Genomic DNA, 25,313 nt, shown 5'->3' with positions numbered 1-25,313 from the left:
GCCGCCGCACGGGGCCGGAGACTGGCGGCGGAAGACCGGCCTCCGGTATCCGGAGTCCCGGCGATTTTCCGGCGACCGGTCCGATTCGAAGTGTCATCCATGACCGTCCGTGAGCAATTGGCGCAGTTCGCCGCCGGGTCGAAACCCCTCGACGCATTGTGCCGCGAATACAGGAGCGAACGTGCCGTCGTCCATCTCGAGGAGCTGGTCGGCGGGGCGCTCTCGTTTTATGCCTCCGCGGCGGTCGCGCGGACGGGGGGCGTGCACCTCTTCGTCGCCGAGGACCGCGACGCGGCGGCCTACCTCGTGAACGACTTCTACAACCTGCTGGACGAAGAGCGCGTCTGTTTCTTTCCCTCCTCCTACAAGCATTCGGCGGCCAACGGTGCGGAGGATGCGCAGGGCGTCGTGCAGCGCACGGCGACGATGAACGCCCTGCGGAGTTTTTCCGGAGCGGGTTATCTGGTGGTCTGCACCTATCCCGAGGCGCTGGCCGAACGGGTCGCGGATGCGGAGGCGCTGCGGCGCGGGACGATCGCCGTGCGCGTCGGGGACCGCTTCTCGATCGAGGTGCTCGAGCAGGAGCTGGCCGATGCGGATTTCACGCGCGTGGATTTCGTCTATGAACCCGGGCAGTACTCCGTGCGCGGCGGCATCGTGGACGTCTTCTCCTACTCGGAGAGCAAACCCTACCGTCTGGACTTCTTCGGCGACGAGGTCGATTCGATCCGGCGGTTCAACATATCGAGCCAGCTCTCGTCGGACAGGCTCGACCGCGTGGAGATCATCCCCGACCTGAACGCCGCGCGGAGCGGCGCGCGCGTCTCCCTCGCGCAGTTCGCCGGGCCGCAGGCCGCATGGTGGTTTTACGATGCGGACTACGTGCTGCGCCGGGTGAACGACGTGCGGCGCAAAACGCTCGCGGACATGGAGCGTCCCGAGGAGGCGGATTCGCTGCTGACCAGCCGCAACGGCCTGCTGGCCGATCTGGCGGGGGCGCGGCTCCTGCTGCTGCGCGACAACCTGCCGGAGCGGCCCGCCACGGCGACGGTGCGCTTTTCGACGGCGCCGCAGCCGAAGTTCAACAAGAATTTCGAGATGCTCGCCGACGACATGATCCGCAACGCCCTGCGGGGATACGACACCTATATTCTTTCGGAGAACAAGGCGCAGGTCGAGCGGCTGGAGAACATCTTCCACCAGATCGGCCGCGGACAGGCCGTCGTGCGGTCGCTGCCGGTGACCCTCCACGAGGGGTTCGCGGACAACGACCTGAAGCTGTGCCTCTACACCGACCACCAGATTTTCGACCGCTACCAGCGCTACCGCATCAACGGCGAGATCCGGCGCGACGAGCAGATGACCGTCGCCGAGCTGAACCAGTTGCGCCCGGGCGACTACGTGGTGCACATCGATCACGGCGTGGGGCGTTTCGACGGGCTGGTGAAGATCGAGGAGAACGGCAAGACGCACGAGGCGATCAAGCTCGTCTATAAGGACGGCGACGTGCTGTTCGTGAACGTCCATTCGCTGCACCGCATCGCGCGCTACAAGTCGGGCGACGGGGAGCCTCCGAAGGTCTATAAGCTCGGCAGCGGCGCCTGGCAGAAGCTCAAGAACGCCACCAAGAAGGCCGTCAAGGACATCTCGCGCCAGCTCATCGCGCTCTACGCCAAGCGCAAGGCTTCGAAGGGGTTCGCCTTCTCGCCGGACAGCTACCTGCAGCACGAGCTGGAGGCGTCGTTCCGCTGGGAGGACACGCCCGACCAGCAGGCTGCGACGGCGGCCGTCAAGAAGGATATGGAGTCGGACCAGCCGATGGATCGGCTCGTGTGCGGCGACGTGGGATTCGGCAAGACCGAGGTGGCCATCCGCGCGGCGTTCAAGGCCGCCGTGGACGGCAAGCAGGTCGCCGTGCTGGTCCCCACGACGATCCTCGCCCTGCAACACTACCGCTCCTTCATGGAGCGGCTGCGCGACTTTCCGGTGCGGGTGGAGTATCTCAACCGCACGAAATCGTCCCGGGAGGTGAAGCAGATCTGCGCCGACCTGGCCGCGGGGAAGATCGACATCCTGATCGGCACGCACAAGATGCTGGGCCGGCAGGTCGTCTTCCGCGACCTGGGGCTGCTCATCATCGACGAGGAGCAGAAGTTCGGCGTCGCGGCCAAGGAGAAGCTGACCGAAATGAGCGTTTCGGTCGATACGCTGACGCTCACCGCCACGCCCATCCCGCGCACGCTGCAATTCTCGCTCATGGGGTCGCGCGACCTGTCGGTGATCTCCACGCCGCCGCCCAACCGGCAGCCGATCCTCACCGAGTCGCACGTCTTCTCGGAGGAGATCGTCCGCGACGCCGTCGAGAGGGAGCTGGCGCGCGGCGGGCAGGTCTATTTCGTCCACAACCGGGTCGAGGACCTGCAGACCTTGCAGGGGATGGTCACGCGCCTCTGTCCGAAGGCCCGCGTGGCCGTCGGACACGGCAAGATGCCTGCCGAACAGCTCGAACGGCTCATCATGGACTTCATCTACGGGGAATTCGACGTGCTGGTTTCGACGACGATCGTCGAGAACGGCATCGACATTCCCAACGCCAATACGATCATCGTCAATAACGCCCAGCACTTCGGACTGAGCGACCTGCACCAGTTGCGCGGCCGCGTGGGGCGTTCGAACCAGAAGGCCTACTGTTACCTGCTGTCGCCGCCCGAGGAGCTGCTGTCGCCCGACGCGCGGCGCCGGCTCCGGGCCATCGAGGAGTTCTCGGACCTCGGGTCGGGATTCAATATTGCCATGCAGGACCTCGACATCCGCGGCGCGGGCAACCTGCTGGGGGCCGAGCAGAGCGGATTCATCGCCGACATCGGTTTCGAGACCTACCAGAAGATCATGCAGGAGGCCGTCGCCGAACTGCGGGCCGAGGGGCTGGAGCTTCCGGGACTCGACGCCGCGGAGCGGCAGGCGGTCGAGCAACTGCGTTTCATCGACGACGCCCATATCGAGATCGAGGTGGAGGCTTCGCTGCCGGACGGCTACGTGGCGCAGCAGGCCGAGCGCCTGAAGCTCTACCGCGAACTGGACTCGACGAAGGACGAGGCGGCGCTCGAAGCCTTCGAAAGCCGCCTGGCGGACCGCTTCGGCCCGCTGCCGCGCGCCGCGAAGGAGCTGCTCAACGTGGTGCGGCTCCGCTGGGAGGCCATCCGGCTGGGCATGGAGCGGGTGAAGGTCAAGAACGGACTGATGATCGTGCATTTCGTGGGCGAGGAAAATTCGCCCTATTACAAAAGCGATACCTTCATGCAGCTGTTGCAGCGCGTTACGCAGCGCCCCGACCGATTCGTGCTCAAGCAGCACAATAATCGGCTGGCGATGACCGTTAGGAATGTCAAAGACGTCGAGGACGCCTACAAAACGCTCCGGGAGTTATGAATCTCGTCGTCGATATAGGCAATACGCTCCTCAAACTCGCCGTTTTCGACGGCGGCCGGCTCGTGGCGCAGCAGTGCGTCGGAGAGCTGCGGGAAGAGACCTTCGCCGGGCTGCTCGGCGGCGCGCGGGCCGCGCGGGCCGTCGTCGCTTCGACGCGGGGCGAAGCTCCGGCGATCGTGGAGGCGGTGCGGCGGCATACGGATTACCTGCTGGAGTTCACTCCGGCGACGCCCGTGCCGATCGGCAACGCCTACCTCACGCCCGCGACGCTGGGCCGCGACCGGCTGGCGGCGGCCGTGGGAGCCGCGACGCTCTACCCGGGACGCAATGCGCTGATCGTCGATTTCGGGACGGCCGTGACGCTGGATTTCGTCTCGGCCGACGGTGTGTTCCGCGGCGGCTGCATCTCGCCCGGTATGGCGATGCGGTTCCGCGCGCTGCACGAATACACGGCCGCGCTGCCGCTGTGCGACGCCACCGATTCCGCGGAGCTGCTCGGGCGGACCACCGACGAGGCCGTGCGCCTCGGGGTGATGAATTCGCTGGCCTTCGAAATCGAGGGTTATATCGCCCGCATGCAGGGCGAAATTGAGGATTTGTGCGTAATTTTTACCGGAGGGGACACGAATTTCTTTGCGAAAAGAATTAAAAATACGATATTTGCAAATTGTAATCTCGTCTTTTGGGGATTGAACAGAATTTTAGAGTACAATGCAAGTGAAGAACACCTTGATTAAGCTTCTCGTCGCGGCCGCGGCGCTCTTTCCCGCCGCCGTATGGGCGCAGACGAGCAGCATAAACGCCTTTTCCCCCTATACGATGTACGGCATCGGCGAATTGAACACTCCGGGTACGCTGCCGATGCGCTCGATGGGCGGCGTGGGTGTCGCGATGCGTTCGACGGGAGTCGTCAATCTGCTCAATCCGGCGGCGTACAGTTCGATTCCGCAGAAGACGTTCCTCTTCAACTTCGGGCTGGAGGGGCAGAACTACTACAACTCGCAGACGGTGGCCGGGCAGTCGAAAAGCACGGCTTACAATACGTTCAATTTCCACGACATCGCCTTTCAGATGCCCGTGGCGCGGAAACTCGGTCTGGGGTTCAGCCTCACGCCGTACAGCTCGGTGGGTTACCGGACCAAGTATTACCACGAGTACGACCCGTCGGATCCCGTGTGGGGCAACGTCGGGCGCGTGCAGTACAACTACGAGGGCGAGGGCGACGTGACGGAGGTCAAGCTCGGCTTGGGCTGGGAGGTGTTCAAGAACTTCTCGGTCGGCGTGGCCGCGCAATACTACTGGGGCAGCATCGACCGCACCTTCACGATGACGCCGACGGCCATCACGGGCGAGGGAACCTACACTTCGTCGGTGGGACTGGACAATTACAGCATTTCGAGCGTCAAGGGGCAGGTCGGCGTGCAGTGGAGCCCCGTGCTGACCCAGAAGCGCATCCTCACGATCGGCGCGGCGTTCGACATCGGCGGCGACCTGAATCCCGAGGTGACGAAGCGCATCTATGTCGGCGACATTTACAATACGACGGTCAAGGGCGACACGACGCATCTGAAGATGGTGCTGCCGCGGCAGCTTTCGGCCGGCATCTACTACCAGACGGCCAAGTGGGCCGTGGGCGTGGATTACGCCTACCAGAACTGGGGCGACAGCAACACCGCGACCGAAATGACGGGCGTGAGCGGCTCGGGCGACGCAAGGACCTCCTACGAGGTGGCCTATACCAATACGAGCACGTTCAAGGTGGGCGTGGAGTACACGCCGTCGCGCTACGACGTGCGCAGTTTTCTCAAGCGCTGGTCCTACCGGGCGGGATTCCGTTACGGTTACCACAACCAGACCTTCAACGGCGACCGGCTCGCGCAGTATGCCGTGACCGCCGGATTCGGCATTCCCGTGAAGCTCTGGGCGATCTCTTCGATCGACGTGGGCGTGGAGTACGGCCGCCGCGGGTATAACGTCGCCGAGCGCGTCGGACTGGTGCGGCAGCAGTACTTCAAGTTCGCCGTGGGCTTCACGCTCTTCGCCGGAGCTCAGGAGAACGGCGAGTACTGGTTCTCGCGGCCCAAGTACGATTAACCGGGACGGAGCCGGCAAACGAATACGGACAGGTAAACAAAAAACAAACATAAAACGCACAAAAATTAATCTGACCGATGAAAAACGTTAAATTTCTGCTTTCCGCGGCCTGTACGCTGTTCGCTGTGGCTGCGATGGCACAACAGGATTTCAGTGGCCCCCAGTACGCGAAATGGGGCGACACCCCGGAAGAGCGGGAGAAGAACATTCTGAACAGCAATTTCCTGAAGGAGTCGTACGACAACCGCGATTACGATGCGGCCGCCCGTTACCTGCGCGACCTGCTCAACAGTTGCCCCGACGCTTCGGTGGCCATTTACCAGCGCGGCGCCAATGTTTACAAGCAGAAGATCAACCGTGCCAAGAACGTGACCGAGAAGAACGCCTATATCGACTCGCTGATGCAGATCTATGACCTGCGCGCCAAGTATTTCGGCGACAACGCCAAGCAGGGGCTCGCCTTCATCCTCGACCAGAAGGCCCGCGAGTACCTGGCCTATAAGCCCAACGACCGCGCCGGCATCCGCAAGGCGTTCCGCGAGGCCCTCGAGGCCGGCGGCGACAATGCCGATCCGGAGACCGTGGTGGCCTACTTCTCGAACCTCTGCGACGACTACAAGAACACCGACGAGGTGATGCCCGACGAGGTGATCGCCGAGTACGACCGGCTTTCGCAGTTCTTCGAGAAACATCCCGAGGCTGCGGAGATGAAGGGCCAGTTCGACACGGCGTTCGGCGTGAGCGGCGCCGCGAGCTGCGAGAACCTGGAGAAGCTCTTCGGCGCCAAGCTGGCCGCCGCTCCCGACGACGAGGCGCTGCTCGCGCAGGCCGTGGCGCTGATGTCGCGTGCCGATTGCAGCAGCGATTTCTTCCTGGCGACGGCCGAGAAGTTCTATGCGGTGAAGCCGTCGTCCAATACGGCGCTGTCGCTGGCCCAGGTTTTCCAGAACAAGCACGACTATGCGAAGGCCATGACCTACCTGAACGAGGCGCTGGCCGTGGAGAAGGATGATGCCGAGCGTCAGAAGCTGCTGGCCCGCATCGGCCTGGTCGGCCTGGCCGCCAACGATGTTTCGGGAGCCGCCGCGGCCGCACGTCAGGCCCGCGACCTGAATCCCGAGGACGGCGTGCCCTACTTCGTGCTGGCGCAGTGCTACGGCCTTTCGGCCGCTTCCTGCGGCGGTTTCGCCGGGCAGGCTACCTTCTGGGCCGCTTACGACACGATGTCGAAGGCCGTCGAGCTGCTGCCGAGCGATTCGGAATACCTCGAGCACGCCAAGAGCGCGCTTTCGACCTTCCGCAACAACTTCCCCAGCTCCGAGGAGTGTTTCTTCAACGAGTTGCAGTCCGGGGCGCGTTATACGGTCACCTGCGGCACGGCTGCCGGTGTCACCACGACGGTGCGTCCCCGCTAAAGCGGACAGTTCCGCGTTGTAGATGGAAAAACGCCTGACGAAATATGGTAGGGTAGCACTCTCCGTTGCGGGGAGTGCTATCTTGCTATTCTCCTGTGCGGAGCGGGAGACGCCTCCGGAGGGCTCCGTGGAGACGATGATGACCGAGTACAGCGACAGCCTCTCGATCATCATGTCGCGCAACGGCCGCCGGTCGTACCACTTCACGGCGCCGCAGCTCGAAGGCTACACGCTGGCCCGCGAACCGTACCGCGAATTTCGCAGGGGCATCCGGATCACGACCTACAAGGACGATTCGCTCTCGACGGTGGATGCGGTGCTGACGGCCAATTACGCCATCTATTACGAGAAGCGCGAGCTGTGGGAGGCCAAGGGCAATGTCGTGGTCGAGAAGTCCGACGGCAAGACGCTCTACACCCAGCAGCTCTTCTGGAATGCCCAGACGGACAAGGTCTATTCGAACGTCGATTCGAAGATCGTGCAGAACAACGGCCGCGACGTATTCATCGGCGAGGGCTTCGAGTCGGACGCTTCGTTCAAGGAGTGGCGTTTCCGCCGCATGAAGGGGCGCATGGAGGTCGAGATGAAGAACTCGCCCGACTCGACGGCGTCGGCGCCGGCTCCCGCGGGGGCTGCGGACGTCGCCGGTAACGGTGCGGCGGGCGGGCCTGATCCGAAAGAGGAATCGTCCGGCGGAGTAAAATCCGGCAGCGGCGGGGAGCCGCGGCGGACGGCGGTCCGCCGTTCGGATGCCGGACCGGAGAGGCCGCGGCTGACGGATTCCGCCCCGGAGCGTCCGTCCGGAAAGGCGCGTGCGTCCGAAGCGGTCCGGTTTCCCGCAGCCGGGCAGGAACCGCAGCCGTTGCAGGTGTCGAAGGCTCAGCTCCGGCCGCTCGGACAGTCCGGAGATGTCGTACCCGTGCAGGCGGCCGAGACTCCGGCGGCAGAGGTTCCGGCGGAGGGCGTGCGTCCGGTCGAATCCCTGAAATCCGAAACCCGGTAGCGATGCTTTCGATTGTCATTCTCATATTTGCGATGCTGCTGCTGTCGGCCTTCTTTTCGGGCATGGAGATCGCTTTCACGAGCAAGAACCGCCTGAAACTCGAGATCGACCGGAAGCAGAGCCGGATGTTCGACCGCATCGCCGAGGTCTTCTCCCGTCATCCGGGGCAGTATATCACGACGATCCTCGTGGGCAACAACATTGCGCTGGTGGTCTATTCGCTGGCCATGTCGCTCCTGCTGCGGGAGACCTACGGCGCTCTGGGATGGGAGTCGCTGGCCCTCGAAGGCTCCGTGGCGCTCGATACGGCCGTATCGACGCTCGTCATCATCTTCGTCGCGGAGTTCCTGCCCAAGTCGATCTTCAAGAACAATCCCAATTTCTACTACCGCGCCCTGGCGCCGGCGATCTACTTCTTCTACATTCTGCTCTATCCGTTGGCGCGCTTCACGACGCTGCTCTCGCACGGCATCCTGCGCCTTTTGGGGCGGCGCGTCAAGGAGCAGGACATCACGCCGAGCTTCAACCGCGAGGACCTGGCCGCCCTGCTCGAGGCGAACAATACGGAGCAGCACGCCGAGCCGGACAACGAACTGAAACTTTTCCAGAATGCGCTGGACTTCGCCGACCTGCGCGTCCGCGACTGCATGGTTCCGCGCGTGGACATCGAGGCGGTGGACATCGAGGAGACCTCGATCGGGCAGCTCACCGCGCGTTTCGTCGATTCGAAGTATTCGCGGATTTTCGTCTGGCGCGGGTCGATCGACAACATCGTGGGGTACGTCAATTCGAAGAGCCTCTTCACGCGTCCGGCACAGGTCGCCGACGTGATGATGGAGGTCAATTTCGTGCCCGAGACGATGCCCCTGCAATCCGTGCTGGAGAATTTCATCAAGCACCGGTCGAACATCGCCGTGGTGATCGACGAGTTCGGCGGCACGGCGGGGGTGATCTCGCTCGAGGACGTGCTGGAACAGATCTTCGGAGAAATCGAGGACGAGCACGACATTCCCGACCTGACGGAAAAGCGGGTCGGGGAGGACGAATACGTGCTGTCGTGCCGGCTGGAGGTGAAGTACCTCAACGAAAAATACGGGCTGGGTATCGAGGAGAGCCGGGAGTACGACACGCTGGCGGGCTTCATCATCTACAATTACGAGGGGATTCCCTCGGCCGGGGAGACCGTCGTGATCGGCGATCTGCAACTGCGTATCCTCCGTACGACGCGCTCGCGCATCGAACTGGCGCGGGTGAAAAGGCTCTGACGCCGTCCGGCGTGTTCCGCGTCCGGTTCCCGGGGTGCATCCTGCCTTCCGGCGGCGGCCGGTTTGCCGGGCCGGACACCGTCCGCAGGAGCCCTGCGGAGCGGAAACGGGCGGCGGCGGAACGGGGTGTTTCCGGGGTGTATTTTTCTTCCGGTCTTCTGTCGTTTTTACAATTAATTTTACTACCTTTGGCTGATCTTTCGAAACAAAACGAATAATTAACTATTTATATGGCAAGTTTAAACACCTTACGTACCAAGTTCGGCATCGTGCTCTCGATCATCATCGCCCTTGCCCTCTTGGCATTCATCCTCTCTTTGAAAACCGAGATGGGTTTCTCGGGCAACGATCCGCGGGTCGGTGTGATCGGCGGCGAGAAGATCAATTATTCGGAGTATTACGACGAGTACGAGAAAATCAAGAGCCAGAGCGGCGCCCAGGAGGGCGACGAACAGCAGTCGGCGATGCTGGCCAACGCCACGTGGCAGTCGCTCATCGCCCGCTACGTGCTCACGCCCGGGTTCGAGCGGCTGGGGCTGCGCGTGACGGAGCCCGAACGGATGGCGATGGCCGGCGGCAAGCAGCCTTCGCAGACCTTCTTCAACGCCTTTGCCGATCCCCGCACGGGTGCCTACAACGTGGCCGCCGTCTCCGATTTCCTGGCGCAGGCCGAGGCCAATCCCCAGGCGGCGCAGGCGTGGGCGCAGCTCAACGAGCAGGCTCGCATGGAGCGCGAGATGCAGAAGTTCTTCGGACTGGTCAGGGGCGGCGTGTACGTCAATGCGCTCGAAGTGGCGCGCGGCGTCGAGGCGGCCAACGACACCTATGCGGGCAAGTGGGCCGGCAAGAAGTATTCGGAGGTTCCCGATTCGCTGTTCAACGTTTCGGATTCCGATTTGCGGGCCTACTACAACAGCCATAAGGACCTGTTCCGGCAGTTGCCGTCGCGCACGATCTCCTATGTCGTGTTCGAGGTCGCTCCGACGGACGACGACCTGCTGAACCTCGAGAAGAAGGTCACGGAAGTCGGCAAGGAGTTCGCCGTCACCGAAGAACTCAAGTCGTTCGTCCGCGGCAACCGCAACGGCAAGGTCGCCGACAACTACGTGTCGGCCGCCCAGCTCTCCGAGGAGGAGGCCGAGGCGCTGATGGCCGGGAAGACCTACGGTCCCGTGCTGAAGAACAACGAGTGGACGATGGCCCGCGTGCTGTCGTCGAAGATGGCTCCCGACACGATCGGCGTGCGCCATATCGTATTGCCCTATACCGAGGAGAAGCTGGCCGACAGCCTGCTGACGGCGCTTCGCGGCGGGGCCGATTTCGCCGCTGCCGCCGCGCAGTATTCGGTTTACGACGCGACGGCCGCCAACGGCGGCGAGGTGGGCGAACTGCCCTTCTCGACCTTTACGGGCGAGTTCGCCGAGGCGCTCGGCGACGCCAGGCAGGGCGATATCGTGAAGATCGCTTCGGGCGATGCGATCCAGCTCATGCAGGTTTACCGCACCGGCAAACCCGTGAAGCAGGTGCAGGTCGCTTCGATCACCTATCCGGTGGAGGCTTCGGCCGAAACGCGCCGGACCGTGCATAACGAGGCGGGCTCCTTCATGGTGAATGCCAAGGGTTCGGCCGAGACGTTCGCCGAGGCGGCTTCGACGGCTGCCGTGACGCCCCGTGTGGCGGTGATTCCGCAGGGCGAGCGCACGATCCGCGGTCTGGAGGATTCGCGCGACATTACGCGCTGGGCCTACGGCGCCGAGCCGGGCGACGTGTCGGAGATTTTCCCCGCCGGCAAGGACTACGTGGTGGCCATGCTGACCGAGATCGACGACGACGAGTACGCTTCGGTGGAGAAGATGTCGGCGCAGATCCGTGCGCAGGTGCTCCGCGACAAGAAGTACGATTATATCGTCGGACAGCTTTCGGGTTCGAGCCTCGCCGAGCAGGCCGCCAGCCTCGGCACGGAGGTGGCCGATTTCAAGGATGTGACTTTCAGTTCGTTCTATGTGGACGGCCCGGGCTTCGAGCCGCGTCTGGTGGGTGCGATCACCTCGTCGGACAAAGGTGCGGTGTCGGCTCCCGTGAAGGGTATGTCGGGCGTCTATGTCTTCGAGGTGGAGGACGTGCAGACTGCCGACAAGCAGACCGCCGAGGGCGAGAAGGTCCGTGCGCAGGCCATGAACGAGAGCATGGCGCAGCAGTTCGCCATTCCGGCCGTGCAGCAGATGGCCGAGATTCAGGACCTGCGAGGCAAGTATTTCTAATCCGACCTTCCCGCGCTCCTGCGCGGGGCGGTCCGTCTGCGGTGCGTGTGCCGCGAAAGAGCGAATCCCCGGATCGGTTTTCCCGTCCGGGGATTTTCCGTCTCTGTCGGGAAGGGCGGTATGCCGTGCTGCCGGAACGGTCCGTGCCGCCCGATTTCGGCCCGGGGAGGGCGGTCCTGTTGCCGGACATGTCCTGAAATTTTCCGTCCGGAATCCCGGGGCGCGTTTCCCGAAACGTAAAAATTCCACTCCGGCCGTGCGTCGTGCGGCATTCTTTTTCGTATCTTTGTAAAGAGCGCAGCAGGTCCGGAGTCCTTGGGAGGGCCCGTTCCCGGGACGGGAGGGTTCCGGCCGTCGTTGCGGCCCGCTTCGTGCAGGAGATTTCACACAAGACAAACGATAAACGGTATGAACAATTTCATCTATCACAATCCGACCGAGCTGGTTTTCGGCAAGGGGCAGATCGCCCGGCTCGCAAAACTCATTCCCGCCGACAAACGCATCATGATTACGTTCGGCGGCGGCAGCGTCAAGCGCAACGGCGTTTACGAGCAGGTGATCCGGGCGCTCGAGGGACGCGAGGTCGTGGAGTTCTGGGGTATCGAGGCGAACCCGTCGGTCGAGACGCTGCGCCGCGCCATCGCGCTGGGCAAGGAGCGTCGGGTGGATTTCTTGCTGGCCGTGGGCGGCGGTTCGGTGATCGACGGCACGAAACTCATCGCCGCCGGGCTGCTTTACGAGGGCGACGCCTGGGAGATCGTCCTGAAGGGAAAGGCCGGGAAGACCGTGCCGCTGGCGACGGTGCTCACGATGTCGGCCACGGGCTCCGAGATGAACAACGGAGCCGTCATTTCGCGTTACGAGACGAAGGAGAAGTACGCCTTCTACGGGGATTATCCCGTCTTTTCGATCCTCGATCCCGAGACGCTCTACTCCCTGCCCGTGCGGCAGATCGCCTGCGGACTTTCCGATACCTTCGTACACGTGCTGGAGCAGTATATGACCACTCCCGGGCAGTCGCGTCTGATGGATCGCTGGGCCGAGGGGATTCTCCATACGGTGATCGAGATCGCGCCCCGCGCCCTGGCCGAGCCGCGCGACTATGCGGTGATGTCGGAGTATATGCTCGCGGCGACGCTGGCGCTGAACGACATGATCCGCATGGGCGTGACGCAGGACTGGGCGACGCACATGATCGGCCACGAACTGACGGCGCTGCACGGCCTGACGCACGGCGCGACGCTGGCGATCGTCATCAACGGCACGCTGCGCGTGCTGCGCGAACAGAAGCGCGGGAAGCTGTTGCAGTACGGCGAACGCATCTGGGGCGTCACGGAAGGGACGGAGGAGGAGCGTATTGACCGGACGATCGAGGCGACCGAACGGTTCTTCCGCTCCCTGGGGCTTTCGACCCGTCTTTCGGAGGAGGGAATCGGTGCGGAGACCATCGCCGAAATCGAGCGGCGCTTCGACGCCCTCGGCGCGAAGTACGGCGAGGCCGGAAACGTGGACGGCGCCACGGCCCGCCGGATTCTGGAGGCCTGTCTCTGAGAGACCGGATGAGCCTGCATGAAAAATCCCCGCAGTCCGGAGACTGCGGGGATTTTTCATGCGAAAGGGAGAGAGTCATTCGTCCACGCCGAACGTGGAGACGTTCAGACTGCCGAGGGCATCGACCGTGATGCCGTATTCGCCCGGCTCGACGTCCCGGAGGACGATCAGGTAGGAGCTGACGCCGAAACGGCGCGACGTGAAGGGCTGTCTCTCCAGCGTATTGCGCTGCCGGTCGCCGAAAGTACCGACCGAGGCGTATTCGGCGACGCGTTTCTTTTTCTTGACCTTGAACCGGAAGACGCTGATGACCGACATCGGGTCGATGCCGTTGTCGGGAACACGGACGATGAAGGCGATGCCGTCGTCTTTCCGGAAGCGGTTACGGGCCTGCGTCCCGTTCAGCGTCATTTCTTCGATATGGTCTCTGCCGATGCCGAACAGCTTCTGCCCGGTGGACGAACGGTGACGGGGCGTCAGGCTCTCCTGCACGAGCTGTTCGGTCGTGTCGTCCGGCAGGACGGCCAGCGTTTGGCCGATGAATTCGGGTTCGGGCAGTTTCAGCGGCTCCTCTTGTGCCGTGGCCGCAGCCACGGCGCCGCAGAGGGCGAAAAGCGAAAGCAGAAATCGTTTCATGAATGCGTGGAATTGACGTAGCAAGATAGGACAAATCGCCGCATTGTGCAAATTTTCGGACGGCCGTTTCGGCTGCGGTCCGCAAAAAAATCCCCTCCGGTGAATACCGGAGGGGATCGGAACGGGTGTTCGCCTGTCGGCTATCAGTCGGCCATCAGGATTTCGAGAATCTTGATGGCGGCCGTGGCGATCGGCGTACCGGGGCCGAAGATGGCTGCGGCGCCGTCGCGGTAGAGTTCGTCGTAATCCTGGTGGGGGATCACGCCGCCGACGATGACGATGATGTCCTCGCGGCCCAGCTTCTTCAGCTCGGCGATCAACTGCGGGACGAGCGTGAGGTGGCCGGCTGCCAGCGACGAGACACCCACTACATGCACGTCGTTCTCGACGGCCTGCTTGGCGGCCTCCTCGGGGGTCTGGAACAGCGGACCCATATCGACGTCGAAGCCGATGTCGGCATAACCCGTGGCTACCACCTTGGCGCCGCGGTCGTGGCCGTCCTGACCCATCTTGGCGATCATGATACGCGGCTGACGGCCCTCTTTCCTGGCGAATTCGGCGCACAGCTCCTTGGCGTGCTCGAACGATTTGTCGTTTTTCACTTCTGACGAATAGACACCTGAAATGGAACGGATAACAGCTTTGTAGCGGCCTACGACGACCTCGCAGGCATCGGAGATTTCGCCCAGCGTGGCACGGACCTTCGCCGCCTCGACGGCCAGCTCGAGCAGGTTGCCCTGCTTGGTCTTCACGCACTCGGTGATGGCCTCCAGCGCCTTCTTCACGGCGGCTTCGTCGCGCGAAGCGCGCAGCTCCTTCAGACGCTTGATCTGGCTCTCGCGCACGGCCGTGTTGTCCACGGCGAGAATGTCGATCGGGGCCTCCTTCTCCAGACGGTACTCGTTCACGCCGATGATCTTCTCGGCGCCCGAGTCGATGCGGGCCTGCTTGCGGGCGGCGGCCTCCTCGATACGCATCTTCGGAATGCCGGTCTCGATGGCCTTGGCCATGCCGCCCAGCTTCTCGATTTCCTGGATGTGCTCCCAGGCCTTGTGCGCGATTTCGTTCGTGAGCGTCTCCACGTAGTAGGAACCTGCCCACGGGTCGATCTCACGGCAGACGTTGGTCTCCTCCTGGATGTAAATCTGCGTGTTGCGGGCGATACGGGCCGAGAAGTCGGTCGGCAGGGCGATCGCCTCGTCCAGCGCGTTGGTGTGCAGCGACTGGGTGTGTCCCAGTGCGGCGCCCATCGCCTCGATGGCCGTGCGGGCCACGTTGTTGAACGGATCCTGCTCGGTAAGCGACCAGCCCGAAGTCTGCGAGTGGGTGCGCAGGGCCAGCGACTTGGGGTTCTTCGGGTCGAACTGCTTGACGATCTTGGCCCAGAGCATACGTGCGGCGCGCATCTTGGCGATCTCCATGAAGTGATTCATGCCGATGGCCCAGAAGAACGACAGACGCGGTGCGAAGGCGTCGATCGACATGCCGGCGTTGATGCCCGCGCGGAGGTACTCCAGACCGTCGGCCAGCGTGTAGGCCAGCTCGATGTCGGCCGTGGCGCCCGCCTCCTGCATGTGGTAACCCGAAATGGAGATCGAGTTGAACTTGGGCATGTTCTTCGAGGTGTACTCGAAGATGTCGGCGATGATGCGCATGGAGAACTCGGGCGGATAAATATAGGTGTTGCGCACCATGAACTCCTTGAGGATGTCGTTCTGGATCGTACCCGAGAGCTGTTCGAGCGAGCAGCCCTGCTCCAGACCCGTCACGATGTAGAAGGCCAGCACGGGCAGCACGGCGCCGTTCATGGTCATCGACACCGACATGCGGTCGAGGGGAATGCCGTTGAAGAGCACCTTCATGTCCTCCACCGAGCAGATCGACACGCCGGCCTTGCCCACGTCGCCCACCACGCGCGGGTGGTCGGCGTCGTAGCCGCGGTGCGTGGCCAGGTCGAAGGCCACCGACAGACCCTTCTGGCCAGCGGCGAGGTTGCGGCGGTAGAATGCGTTGGACTCTTCGGCCGTGGAGAAGCCGGCGTACTGGCGGATGGTCCACGGACGCATCACGTACATCGTCGAGTAGGGACCGCGCAGGAACGGGGCGATGCCCGCCGCGTAGTTCAGGTGCTCCATGCCCTCGAGGTCTTCGGCCGTGTAGGCGCCCTTGACGGGGATGCGCTCGGCCGTGAGCCACGGCTCGACTTCACCGCAGCCTTTCTTGGCGCAGCAGCTCTGCTGCGTGGCGCCTTCGTATTTCAGTTCGGAAAATTTCGCTCTCATGATCAGATTCCCATCTCTTTAAGGTAAAACTTCAGGGTTTCCAGGACGTTCGACTTCACGTTGATGAAGTTCTTGATGCCCTGAGCCTCGAGTTCGGGCGCACAGGCGGGCGCTCCGGCCACGACAAGGATCGCCTTGCCGCCGAGCAGCTCCTTGACCTTCGGTGCGGCCTCGGCGTAGTCGTCGTCCGACGCGCAGATCACGACGATCTCGGCCTTCGATTCGAGTGCGGCCTTCACGCCCTCCTCGATCGACTTGAAGAAGGTGTTGTCCTGTACGCGGATGCCGGCGCAGGCGAAGAAGTTGCACGAGAACTGGGCGCGTGCGCGGGCCATCGCCAGACTGCCGCAGGTGAGCATGAACGCCTTGGGCTGCTTGCCCGAGCGGTCCACGTGCAGGCGCATCTCCTCGAAGGCCATGGCGCCGCGGTAGGGCGAAAGCGTGTTGCCTTCGGCCTGCCGGCGCGTGACGGACTCGGCGGTGATCTCCTTCGGAGCCACCTCCGTGAAGTTGGGGAACTGGTTGGCGCCGAGCAGCGTCTGACGGCGCGTGGCGATGTTCTTGTCCTTGGCGGCGGCCGAAGCCTCCACGCGCTCCTTGATGAAGCCGGCCTTGTAAGCCTCTGCATAGCCGCCCTTCTCCTCGATTTCGAGGAAGAGCTTCCAGGCCTCGGAGGCGATCGACTGCGTGAGGTTTTCGACATAGTACGAACCGCCTGCGGGATCTACGACCTGATCGAAGTGCGATTCGTGCTTGAGCAGCAGCTCGACGTTGCGGGCGATGCGCTTCGAGAATTCGGTCGGTGTCTCGAACGAGGCGTCGAACGGCGTCACCTCCAGCGAGCGGACGCCGCCGATCACGGCCGACATGGCCTCGGTCGTGCCGCGCAGCATGTTCACGTAGGGGTCGTAAACCGTCTGGTTCCACTTCGACGTCGCGGCGTGGATCATCATTTTCCCGGCGCAGTGCTTCTCGGGGTTGTATGCCTTGACGATGTTGGCCCAGAGCATGCGGGCCGCGCGGAACTTGGCGATCTCCATGAAGTAGTTGGAGGTCACCGAGAACGAGAAGCGCAGTTTGCGGGCGGCCTCGTCCACCGTCAGCCCGGCGTCCGTCAGGCGGGCGATGTAGTCGTTGCCGGCCGAGAGGGCGAATGCCAGCTCCTCAACGATGGTCGATCCGGCGTTGGAGAAGATGTCGGCCGAAACGGTCACGACGCGGATGTGCTTGTAGGCGGCCGTCTTCCTGACGAGTGCGGCGATGCGTGCGAAGCACTTCTCGCCGTTGGGCGAGCAGAAGTCGCCCTTGGTCGAAAGACCCTTTACCAGCGGGTCGATCGCGAAGGCCACGTCGGCTTCGGCGGCCGTGCCCTCCTTTTCGAGCTTGGCGATCACCAGTTCGGCGACGTCGCCCATGCCCTTGCCGCTGAACGCCAGCGAAACGGCGGAGACGCAGATGCCGTCGAGCAACTGGTCCAGATCGGCGGCGGAGAAGCCCTCCTTCACGATCTCGAAGCCCAGCGAATCGACACCCGCATTGAGAAGTTTGAGCGCCTCGGCGTTGGCCGTCTTCGGGCACTCGACCGTCACGGTCTGGTGCACATGCCAGCGGTTGTGGGCGCGCGTACCGCGAACGTAGGGGAACTCGCCTGCCTGCGAGCCCAGGAACTTGATACCCTCGAGGTTCTCGGCGCGGTAGTAGGGGCGGACGTTGAATCCCTCTCCCGTACGCCACACCAATTTCCGCTCGTAATCGGCTCCTTTCAGATCTACTGCGATCACCTCTTCCCATTTCTCGGTCGGGACCGGCGGAAATTCGGTGAACAGCTTTTCACGTTTGGTATTTGCCATAACTATTTAGAGATTAGTAATAAGTGTAGTCGAATCCGATTTCAAATTGCATGTAAAGGTACAAAATAATTCATGAATTGTAACAAGAAATTGTTACTAAAATAACAGCATTGTCGAATATCGGTGCGCCGGGGCCGTTCCGGGGAGTCGCCGCCGGGTGGTCCGCGTATGGAAAAACAGTCCATTTATGGTCTGAATATCCTCTGGAAATGCGTTTTTCGGAAATCGCCGATTTTTGCCGGAGGAGCGGAAAACAGGGACTGTTTTCCGAAAAACGGGTGAAAAAACCGGCGATGTTCCCGAAAAACGGGGTCGTTTTTTCGAAAACGGGCGAAAAAATGAGGTGTTTTCCGAAAAAATGCGATTTTCGGAAAACAACGGATCGGGAAAAGAATTACATTTGTAGCCGAAACGGAAAGCAACCTCCTTTAAAATTCGGATCATGTCATTACTGAGATTCAAGATGGTCGATGCGGCGATCAACCACACGGCCGTCGAAGTGAAGGCTCCCGAAGGGCGTCCGTCGGATTATTTCGGCGAGAAGGTCTTCGGACGCGAGGCCATGCGCAAGTACCTCGACAAGAAAACCTATGCGGCGCTGCTCGACACGATGGAGCACCGCACGCCGCTGACGCGCGAAATCGCCGACAGCATCGCCGCCGGGATGCGCCAGTGGGCGCTGGAGCACGGCGCGGACCACTACACGCACTGGTTCCAGCCCCTGACGGGCGGTACGGCAGAGAAGCACGATGCTTTCGCCGAGCCGGACGGCTGCGGCGGCGTGCTGGAAGAGTTTTCGGGCAAGCTGCTCGTGCAGCAGGAGTCCGACGCTTCGTCGTTCCCCAACGGTGGCATCCGCAATACGTTCGAGGCCCGCGGCTATTCGGCCTGGGACCCCGCGTCGCCCGCCTTCATCGTCGATACGACGCTCTGCATCCCGACCGTCTTCATCTCCTATACGGGCGAGGCGCTCGACTACAAGGTGCCCCTGCTGCGGTCGCTGACGGCCGTGGACAAGGCCGCCACGGAGGTGTGCCGCTATTTCGACAGGAACGTGCAGAAGGTCTTCGCTTATTTGGGCTGGGAGCAGGAGTACTTCCTCGTGGACGAGAGCCTCTGGGCCGTGCGTCCCGACCTGATGCTCACGGGCCGTACGCTCATGGGGCACGAGTCGGCCAAGAACCAGCAGCTCGAGGACCACTATTTCGGGGCGATCCCGACGCGCGTGATGGCCTTCATGAAGGACCTCGAGTACGAATGCCTGAAGCTGGGCATTCCCGTGAAGACGCGTCATAACGAGGTGGCGCCCAATCAGTTCGAACTGGCTCCCGTGTACGAGGAGGCCAATCTGGCCAACGACCACAACCAACTGCTGATGACCATTATGGACAAGATCGCCCGCCGCCACCAGTTCCGCGTGCTGCTGCACGAGAAACCCTTCAAGGGGATCAACGGTTCGGGCAAGCACAACAACTGGTCGCTCGGGACCGATACGGGCGTGAACCTCTTCGGCACGGGCAAGACCGCCTCGGAGAATCTGCAGTTCATCACCTTCCTGGTGAACGCCGTGTCGGCCGTCTATAAATACAACGGACTGCTGAAGGCGTCGATCATGAGCGCCACGAACGCCCATCGTCTTGGGGCCAACGAGGCGCCTCCGGCCATCATTTCGGCCTTCCTCGGCTCGCAGGTCTCGGCCGTGCTGGAGAAGCTGGCCGCCTCGAAGGACGACGACGCCATCCGTTTCGACGCCAAGAGCATCTTCCGCATGAGCGGCATTTCGCATATCCCGACGCTGCTGCTGGACAATACGGACCGCAACCGCACGTCGCCCTTCGCCTTCACGGGCAACCGGTTCGAGTTCCGCGCCGTCGGTTCGTCGGACAACTGCGCCGAGGCGATGATCGTGCTCAATACGGCGATGGCCCACGAGCTGACGGAGTTCCGCCGGGCCGTGGATGCCAAGATCGAGGCGGGCGCGAAGAAGGAGAAGGCGATCTACGAGGTGCTCAAGCAGATGATCCACGCCTGCCGCGACATCTGTTTCGACGGCAACGGCTATTCCGAGGAGTGGAAGGCCGAGGCGGCGCGGCGCGGTCTGGACTGCGAGACCTCCACGCCGCGGATTTTCGACCGCTATCTGGACCGGGATGCCGTGCGCATGTTCGGCGACATGGGCGTGCTCTCCGAGGTGGAGCTGCAAGCCCGTACCGAGGTGAAGTGGGAAACCTATACGAAGAAGATACAGATCGAAGGCCGCGTGCTGGGCGACCTGGCGATGAACCACATCGTGCCGATCGCGTCGAAATACGAGGCGCTGCTGCTGGACAAGGTCTACAAAATGTCGCAGATTCCGGGGCTGAACGCTTCGGCCGACATCGCGCTCATCAAGAAGATCCAGGACCATACGGCCGCGATCCAGAAGCTCACGGGCGAGATGATCGACGCCCGCAAGGTCGCCAACCGGATCGAGGACCAGCGCGAGAAGGCCGTCGCCTACCACGATACGGTGGCTTCGTGCTTCGACGCGATCCGCTACCATATCGACAAGCTCGAGGAGATCGTCGATGACCAGATCTGGCCGCTGCCGAAGTACCGGGAACTGCTTTTCCTGCGGTAGCGGGGCGGATGGCGGACGGTCGGGGCGGCTCCCGGCCGCGCGTTCGTACGTCCCGGACGAACCCGGCTGCCGGTTCGTCCGGGACGTTTTGCGTCTGCCGCGGTCTGCGTGCGCCGCGCATTTCCGGGAACCCGTCCGTATCGTGCGTCGCGGGAAAATTCCGGGGCCTGCCTGAGGCGGAATACGCCGTTTTCGTTATCTTTGCGGTAATCCAATTTTTCGACCCATGACCGAATCCCCTTACCTTCCCGACCCGGGGCGTTACGACGGACGGATGCCCTACCGGCGGGCCGGACGCAGCGGGGTGCTGCTGCCGGCGCTGTCGCTCGGCCTTTGGCAGAACTTCGGGGCCGAGAGGCCCTTCACCCACTCCCGGCGTATGCTGCATTACGCCTTCGACCGGGGCATCACGCATTTCGACCTGGCCAACAACTACGGCCCTCCCTACGGTTCGGCCGAAGAGACCTTCGGCCGCGTCATGGAACGTTCGTTCCGGCCGTACCGCGACGAACTGTTCGTTTCCACCAAGGCCGGCTACGACATGTGGCCGGGACCCTACGGAAACTGGGGATCGAGGAAATACCTGACGGCGAGCCTCGACCAGAGTCTCCGGCGGATGAAGCTCGACTATGTGGACCTCTTCTATACCCACCGTTTCGATCCGCAGACGCCGCTCGAGGAGACGCTCCGGGCGCTCGTCGATGCCGTCCGTGCGGGCAAGGCGCTCTATGTCGGCATTTCGCGCTATCCGCTCGATGCCGCCCGGTTCGCTTTCCGCTATCTGGTCGAACGCGACGTGCCGTGTCTGCTGTTCCAGGACCGGTACAACCTCCTCGACCGCGAACCGGAGCGGGAGGGGCTGCTCTCCGCGGCGGCCGGGGCCGGTTCGGGATTCATCGCATTTTCGCCGCTGGCGCAGGGCTTGCTGACGGACCGGTATCTCGGCGGCGTTCCGGCCGATTCCCGGATGGCCCGTGCGGGATCGCTCGGGCGGGAGGTCCTGACCGAAGAGCTGCTGGGACGTCTCCGCGGCCTGAACGAACTGGCCGCCCGGCGCGGGCAGAGCCTTGCCGCCATGTCGCTCGCCTGGCTGCTGCACGACGAGCGGGTCAGCTCGGTGATCGTCGGGGCCAGCTCCGTGGAACAGCTCGCCGACAACCTCCGGGCTTTGGAAAGCCCCGGCTTCTCGGACGAGGAGCTCCGGCGGATCGACAACCTTTCGGCCGGAGCGGGGCGGTAAATCCGTCCCGGACCCGTGCAGCATGAATGAAAAAGCACCTCTTCTGGAAAGAAGAGGTGCTTTTTCAATAACGTATCGGCGATCGGTCAGTCCTCGTCGCGGTACATGTGCTCCACGTAGATGGCGTGCTGCATGGCCTCGCGCTTCGCCACCGAAGGCTTCGTGAAGTACTGGCGGCGGCGGAGCTCCTTCAGGACGCCCGTGCGCTCGTATTTGCGTTTGAATTTCTTCAGGGCGCGCTCGATGTTCTCGCCCTCCTTTACCGGCATGATAATCATAATGGTATGTTTTTTTGTCGTTTTGTATTCGGTTCGTTTTCGTCGTCTGACGGCTGCCGGGCGCGTATCTTCCGATGCGCTTTCCCGTTTTCGGATGCAATCTACTCGTCGGTCGTTCCGCCGGGAGACCCGAATTCCAAATAGGGAGCCAGCCTGGCTGCCTCCTCGCGGGTCAGTATGTCGTCTTCAATCAACTCTTCGGCGGTGCTCCAACCTCCTTTCAACTGTCGTACCTTCAATAATTTCCGAAGTGTCCGCGGGGCGATGTACGGATGTCTGCCCAACGTTTTCGGGTCTGCAAAGTTAATATCAATTTTCCGAATTTTGCAACTGTCGCAGGAAATTTGTTTCAAAATTTTTTCGTAGTTGCTCTCCGTGACCCCCGGAATCTCTGCGAGTTGCTCCGCACTGCGGAATCCGCCGAGCCGTTCGCGGTAGCGGATGATCCGCATGACGGTCTTCTCGCCGATGCCCGTGACCGACCGCAGCGCCGCCGAATCGGCCGTGTTCAGCTCCACGGGGCGGTCGATCGGCCGGGGCTGCCGTTCGGGAAAGATGACGTAGGGTTCGAGCGCCGCGGCCACCGAGTCGCTGACGACGTAGCAGGCGCGCAACTCCTCCATGTCGCGGATGCCGCTCAGGTCCCGCCAGCGGACGAAGGCTTCGGCCTGCCGTTTCGACAGCGCGCCGATGGCCCGCAGGTAGCGTGCGCTCACGGTGTCGATACGGAACGGCGAGGGGGCCAGCGGCTCGGGGAGGATGCGTCCCGGGCGGTACGTGCGGGGTGCGATGGCGTATCTGCGGCCTATGCGGATCCACGGCGCGAGCCGCCGGTAGAGCGAGTCGCCGATGCCGTAGCAGAGCGCCACGTCCTCGGGAATGCGGAAGACCTTGCCCGCGGCGCGGAACTTGAGCAGGCTGACGGCTTCGTATTTCGAGAGTCCCAGTCCGAGCAGCTCCTCGAAGTCTGCGGTGTTGGGATCGAACGGATGCAGTTCGACGCTGTCGCGTCGTTCCTCCATCGCCGCTTCTGCGCGGCGGGCGGCCTCCGGGTCGGCTTTGGGACGGACGAGGACGAGCGCGGCCACGAGCAGACCGGCCAGCGGCAGAAACACCGCGACGGCCCGAATTTCCCGTTCCGAGAAGAGCCTCGCCATATCCTCCTGCGGTTTACTTTCCGATGTGCCCGAGCGCCTCCTTGACCGATCCCCAGCGCAGCAGCAGCTCGCGGGCCTGCTCCTCGCCGATGCCCGCCGTTTCGGCGATCATGCGTGTTCCGCGGCCCACGAGTTTGGCGTTCGTGATCTGCATGTTCACCATCCGGTTGCCTTCGACGCGCCCGAGTTTGATCATGACGGAGGTGGAGATCATGTTGAGCATCAGCTTCTGCGCCGTGCCGGCCTTCATGCGGGTCGATCCCGTGACGAATTCGGGGCCCACGACCGCTTCGAGGGCGTATTCCGCCTCTGCGGCCACGGGCGATGCGGGATTGCAGGTGATGGCTCCGGTCAGCAGTCCGTGCCGCCGGGCCTCGCGCAGTCCTCCTACTACATAAGGCGTCGTGCCCGAGGCGGCGATGCCGATCAGTACGTCCTGCGCCGTGGGACGGAACGGTTCGAGGTCGCGCCATGCGCCTTCCGGATCGTCCTCGGCGCGTTCCACGGCCTTGCGCAGCGCGCCGTCGCCGCCGGCGATCAGGCCGATGACCAGATCGAACGGCACGCCGTAGGTCGGGGGCAGCTCCGAGGCGTCGGTCACGCCCAGCCGGCCGCTCGTCCCGGCGCCGATGTAGAACATTCTGCCGCCGTTTTTCATGCGCTCGACGATGCGCTCGACGAGCTGCTCCATCGTGGGAATGACCTTGGCGACGGCCCCGGGTACGAGACTGTCTTCGCGGTTGATTCCGGTGAGGATGTCGCGGACCGACATGTCCTGCAGGTTGTCGTATGCCGATGTCTGTTCGGTAACTCTATTTTCCATGGTGGTATTTCAAAAGTCCCTCTGCGGGCGATTCGATGATTTCCTTTACTTCGTATCCGGCGCCGGCCAGCGCTTCGCGCAACAGCTCCCCGAAATGGGCGGCGATGCCGCCGACGAACGAGACGGGCAGCCCCTTGGGATAGCGGCTCAGGTTGCGCTCGGCGAAGTCGCCGAACGAGCGGAGCACCATCCGGCGTACCTCCGGGCAGCCGATGTGGTCGAGGATGAAGGGGGCGAACGACGCCAGGAAGCGGTTGGCGAAAGGTTCGTTATAGACGCGGCGGATGATCTCCTCGTAGGTCATCCCGCACGCTTCGAGGAATTCCCCGCGCAGGGGGATGTGTTCCTTGAAGATGCCGTTCACGAGGTTGCGGCCCAGCACCGCACCCGACCCCTCGTCGCCCAGCACGTAGCCCAGCGCCGATACATTGTGGACCACCTCGCCGTCACGGCAGTGGCACGAGTTGGCGCCCGTGCCGAGGATGCAGGCGATGCCTTCGTCGCGCCCGAACAGGGCGCGTGCAGCGCCGAGCAGGTCCGACCGGACCTCGATCCGCGCCGCGCCGAAGCGGGCTTCCAGCTCGCGCCTGAGTTTCTCGTTCGAGACGGGGAAGGCGGGGCTGCATCCGGCGCTGTAGATGTGGACGGCCGACACGGGGCCGCACGGAGGGAGTGCGGCGAGCGTCTCCCGGATCTGTTCCGGCGTATGCTGGAGGGCGTTGATGCCTCGGGTGCGCACCGACGTGGTTTTTCCGCCGTCGTGGAAAAGCCACGTGCATTTGGTCGATCCGCTGTCTGCGATGATTATCATGTCTCAAAGATAGCGATATTTCGTATAAAAACGAAAAAAAATTAAGCAACTAAATTTTTTCGTTCTAAAACTACGAAAAATAGTTGCATCTTCCTGTTTTTTGATTACCTTTGTTCCCGGAAGCTATGCCGATTCTTCGGTCCGGCTTCGGAAAGGAGTAAAATAATTTAGTCCGGCGGCCGCCTGCGGCGAAGGGGAGGCGGTGCGGACGGAACGAAACCGAATGGAATCATGGAAAAACTGACCCGTCGTGAAGAGGAGCTGATGCGTTGTTTCTGGGAGCGCGGACCGTTGTTCGTGCGCGAGCTGGTGGCCATGGCCCCCGAGCCCAAGCCCCATTTCAATACGCTTTCGACCATGGTGCGCGCCCTGGAGGCCAAAGGCTACGTGGGACACACGGCCTACGGGAGCACCTACCAGTATTACCCGCTCGTGAGCGAGGCGGAATTTTCGCGTTCGACGCTCGGAAACGTTATCAGCCGCTATTTCGAAAACTCCTACCTCGGGGCCGTTTCGGCGCTGGTCGAGGAGGAGAAGATCTCGGTTGACGAGCTGCGGGAGCTGATCGAACGCATCGAAACGCAAAACCGCGGATAGC

At 62.7% G+C, this 25,313-nt stretch carries 18 protein-coding genes; 11 read left to right on the top strand and 7 right to left on the bottom strand.

Annotated features, from left to right (window positions below):
* The first annotated feature begins 99 nt into the window (after positions 1 to 99).
* The 8 genes from mfd to KB554_RS03020 all read left to right on the top strand — a co-directional run bounded on the left by mfd (position 100) and on the right by KB554_RS03020 (position 13,018).
* On the top strand, positions 100 to 3,429 hold the full coding sequence (gene mfd, locus KB554_RS03055) for a transcription-repair coupling factor (protein ID WP_211034926.1): 3,330 nt from the start codon (positions 100 to 102) through the stop codon (positions 3,427 to 3,429).
* Positions 3,426 to 4,166, top strand: a complete 741-nt coding sequence (locus KB554_RS03050) for a type III pantothenate kinase (RefSeq protein WP_211034925.1) — start codon at positions 3,426 to 3,428, stop codon at positions 4,164 to 4,166. The genes mfd and KB554_RS03050 overlap by 4 nt, the downstream gene beginning before the upstream one ends.
* Positions 4,141 to 5,523 carry a hypothetical protein gene (locus KB554_RS03045; protein WP_179954805.1) on the top strand — a complete coding sequence of 461 codons (1,383 nt, stop codon included), beginning with the start codon at positions 4,141 to 4,143 and terminating at the stop codon, positions 5,521 to 5,523. The genes KB554_RS03050 and KB554_RS03045 overlap by 26 nt, the downstream gene beginning before the upstream one ends.
* A gap of 77 nt (positions 5,524 to 5,600) precedes the next feature.
* Positions 5,601 to 6,938, top strand: coding sequence for an enzyme of heme biosynthesis (locus tag KB554_RS03040; RefSeq protein ID WP_179954806.1), 1,338 nt, complete (start codon positions 5,601 to 5,603; stop codon positions 6,936 to 6,938).
* A gap of 22 nt (positions 6,939 to 6,960) precedes the next feature.
* Positions 6,961 to 7,941, top strand: a complete 981-nt coding sequence (lptC, locus tag KB554_RS03035) for an LPS export ABC transporter periplasmic protein LptC (protein ID WP_211034924.1) — start codon at positions 6,961 to 6,963, stop codon at positions 7,939 to 7,941.
* A 2-nt stretch (positions 7,942 to 7,943) separates the two neighbouring features.
* Positions 7,944 to 9,206, top strand: coding sequence for a hemolysin family protein (locus tag KB554_RS03030; protein WP_141429250.1), 1,263 nt, complete (start codon positions 7,944 to 7,946; stop codon positions 9,204 to 9,206).
* A gap of 230 nt (positions 9,207 to 9,436) precedes the next feature.
* Positions 9,437 to 11,467 (top strand): SurA N-terminal domain-containing protein, encoded by a 2,031-nt coding sequence (locus tag KB554_RS03025; RefSeq protein ID WP_141429252.1) that lies wholly within the window; start codon positions 9,437 to 9,439, stop codon positions 11,465 to 11,467.
* 408 nt (positions 11,468 to 11,875) lie between these two features.
* The gene (locus KB554_RS03020; protein WP_141429254.1) at positions 11,876 to 13,018 is read left to right on the top strand and encodes an iron-containing alcohol dehydrogenase; all 1,143 of its coding nucleotides are present in this window, start codon (positions 11,876 to 11,878) and stop codon (positions 13,016 to 13,018) included.
* Between the two features lie 75 nt (positions 13,019 to 13,093).
* Here KB554_RS03020 and KB554_RS03015 read toward each other — a convergent pair whose 3' ends face one another.
* From KB554_RS03015 to KB554_RS03005, 3 genes are all read right to left on the bottom strand, one after another.
* Positions 13,094 to 13,654 (bottom strand): hypothetical protein, encoded by a 561-nt coding sequence (locus tag KB554_RS03015; protein ID WP_141429256.1) that lies wholly within the window; start codon positions 13,652 to 13,654, stop codon positions 13,094 to 13,096.
* 143 nt (positions 13,655 to 13,797) lie between these two features.
* Positions 13,798 to 15,936: a methylmalonyl-CoA mutase gene (gene scpA / locus KB554_RS03010; RefSeq protein WP_211034923.1), complete on the bottom strand. Its 2,139-nt coding sequence runs from the start codon at positions 15,934 to 15,936 to the stop codon at positions 13,798 to 13,800.
* 2 nt (positions 15,937 to 15,938) lie between these two features.
* The gene (locus KB554_RS03005; RefSeq protein ID WP_211034922.1) at positions 15,939 to 17,786 is read right to left on the bottom strand and encodes a methylmalonyl-CoA mutase family protein; all 1,848 of its coding nucleotides are present in this window, start codon (positions 17,784 to 17,786) and stop codon (positions 15,939 to 15,941) included.
* 463 nt (positions 17,787 to 18,249) lie between these two features.
* Here KB554_RS03005 and KB554_RS03000 point away from each other — a divergent pair, with 463 nt between their 5' ends.
* Together KB554_RS03000 and KB554_RS02995 are read left to right on the top strand one after the other, a co-directional pair.
* On the top strand, positions 18,250 to 20,406 hold the full coding sequence (locus KB554_RS03000) for a glutamine synthetase III (RefSeq protein WP_211034967.1): 2,157 nt from the start codon (positions 18,250 to 18,252) through the stop codon (positions 20,404 to 20,406).
* Positions 20,407 to 20,632: 226 nt separating this feature from the next.
* Positions 20,633 to 21,646, top strand: coding sequence for an aldo/keto reductase (locus KB554_RS02995; RefSeq protein ID WP_211034921.1), 1,014 nt, complete (start codon positions 20,633 to 20,635; stop codon positions 21,644 to 21,646).
* Between the two features lie 86 nt (positions 21,647 to 21,732).
* Here the strand turns inward: KB554_RS02995 and rpsU are convergent, their stop codons facing one another.
* The 4 genes from rpsU to KB554_RS02975 all read right to left on the bottom strand — a co-directional run bounded on the left by rpsU (position 21,733) and on the right by KB554_RS02975 (position 24,715).
* Positions 21,733 to 21,924, bottom strand: a complete 192-nt coding sequence (rpsU, locus tag KB554_RS02990; RefSeq protein WP_141429264.1) for a 30S ribosomal protein S21 — start codon at positions 21,922 to 21,924, stop codon at positions 21,733 to 21,735.
* 101 nt (positions 21,925 to 22,025) lie between these two features.
* Complete coding sequence (locus tag KB554_RS02985; protein ID WP_211034920.1) at positions 22,026 to 23,081, bottom strand: helix-hairpin-helix domain-containing protein; 1,056 nt, start codon at positions 23,079 to 23,081, stop codon at positions 22,026 to 22,028.
* Positions 23,082 to 23,094: 13 nt separating this feature from the next.
* On the bottom strand, positions 23,095 to 23,904 hold the full coding sequence (gene murQ, locus KB554_RS02980) for an N-acetylmuramic acid 6-phosphate etherase (RefSeq protein ID WP_211034919.1): 810 nt from the start codon (positions 23,902 to 23,904) through the stop codon (positions 23,095 to 23,097).
* The gene (locus KB554_RS02975) at positions 23,894 to 24,715 is read right to left on the bottom strand and encodes an ATPase (protein ID WP_141429270.1); all 822 of its coding nucleotides are present in this window, start codon (positions 24,713 to 24,715) and stop codon (positions 23,894 to 23,896) included. Before KB554_RS02975 ends, murQ begins: the two co-directional genes overlap by 11 nt.
* Positions 24,716 to 24,946: 231 nt before the next feature.
* On the opposite strand from KB554_RS02975, the gene KB554_RS02970 reads away from it, so the two are divergent.
* Entirely contained in the window at positions 24,947 to 25,312 is a 366-nt protein-coding gene (locus KB554_RS02970) for a BlaI/MecI/CopY family transcriptional regulator (protein ID WP_141429272.1), read from the top strand.
* The last annotated feature ends 1 nt before the right edge of the window (position 25,313 follow it).

It is taken from the genome of Alistipes sp. Marseille-P2263, from assembly GCF_018101075.1.
Taxonomy (GTDB): domain Bacteria; phylum Bacteroidota; class Bacteroidia; order Bacteroidales; family Rikenellaceae; genus Alistipes; species Alistipes dispar.
This window is presented reverse-complemented; position numbering and strand designations above follow the sequence as displayed.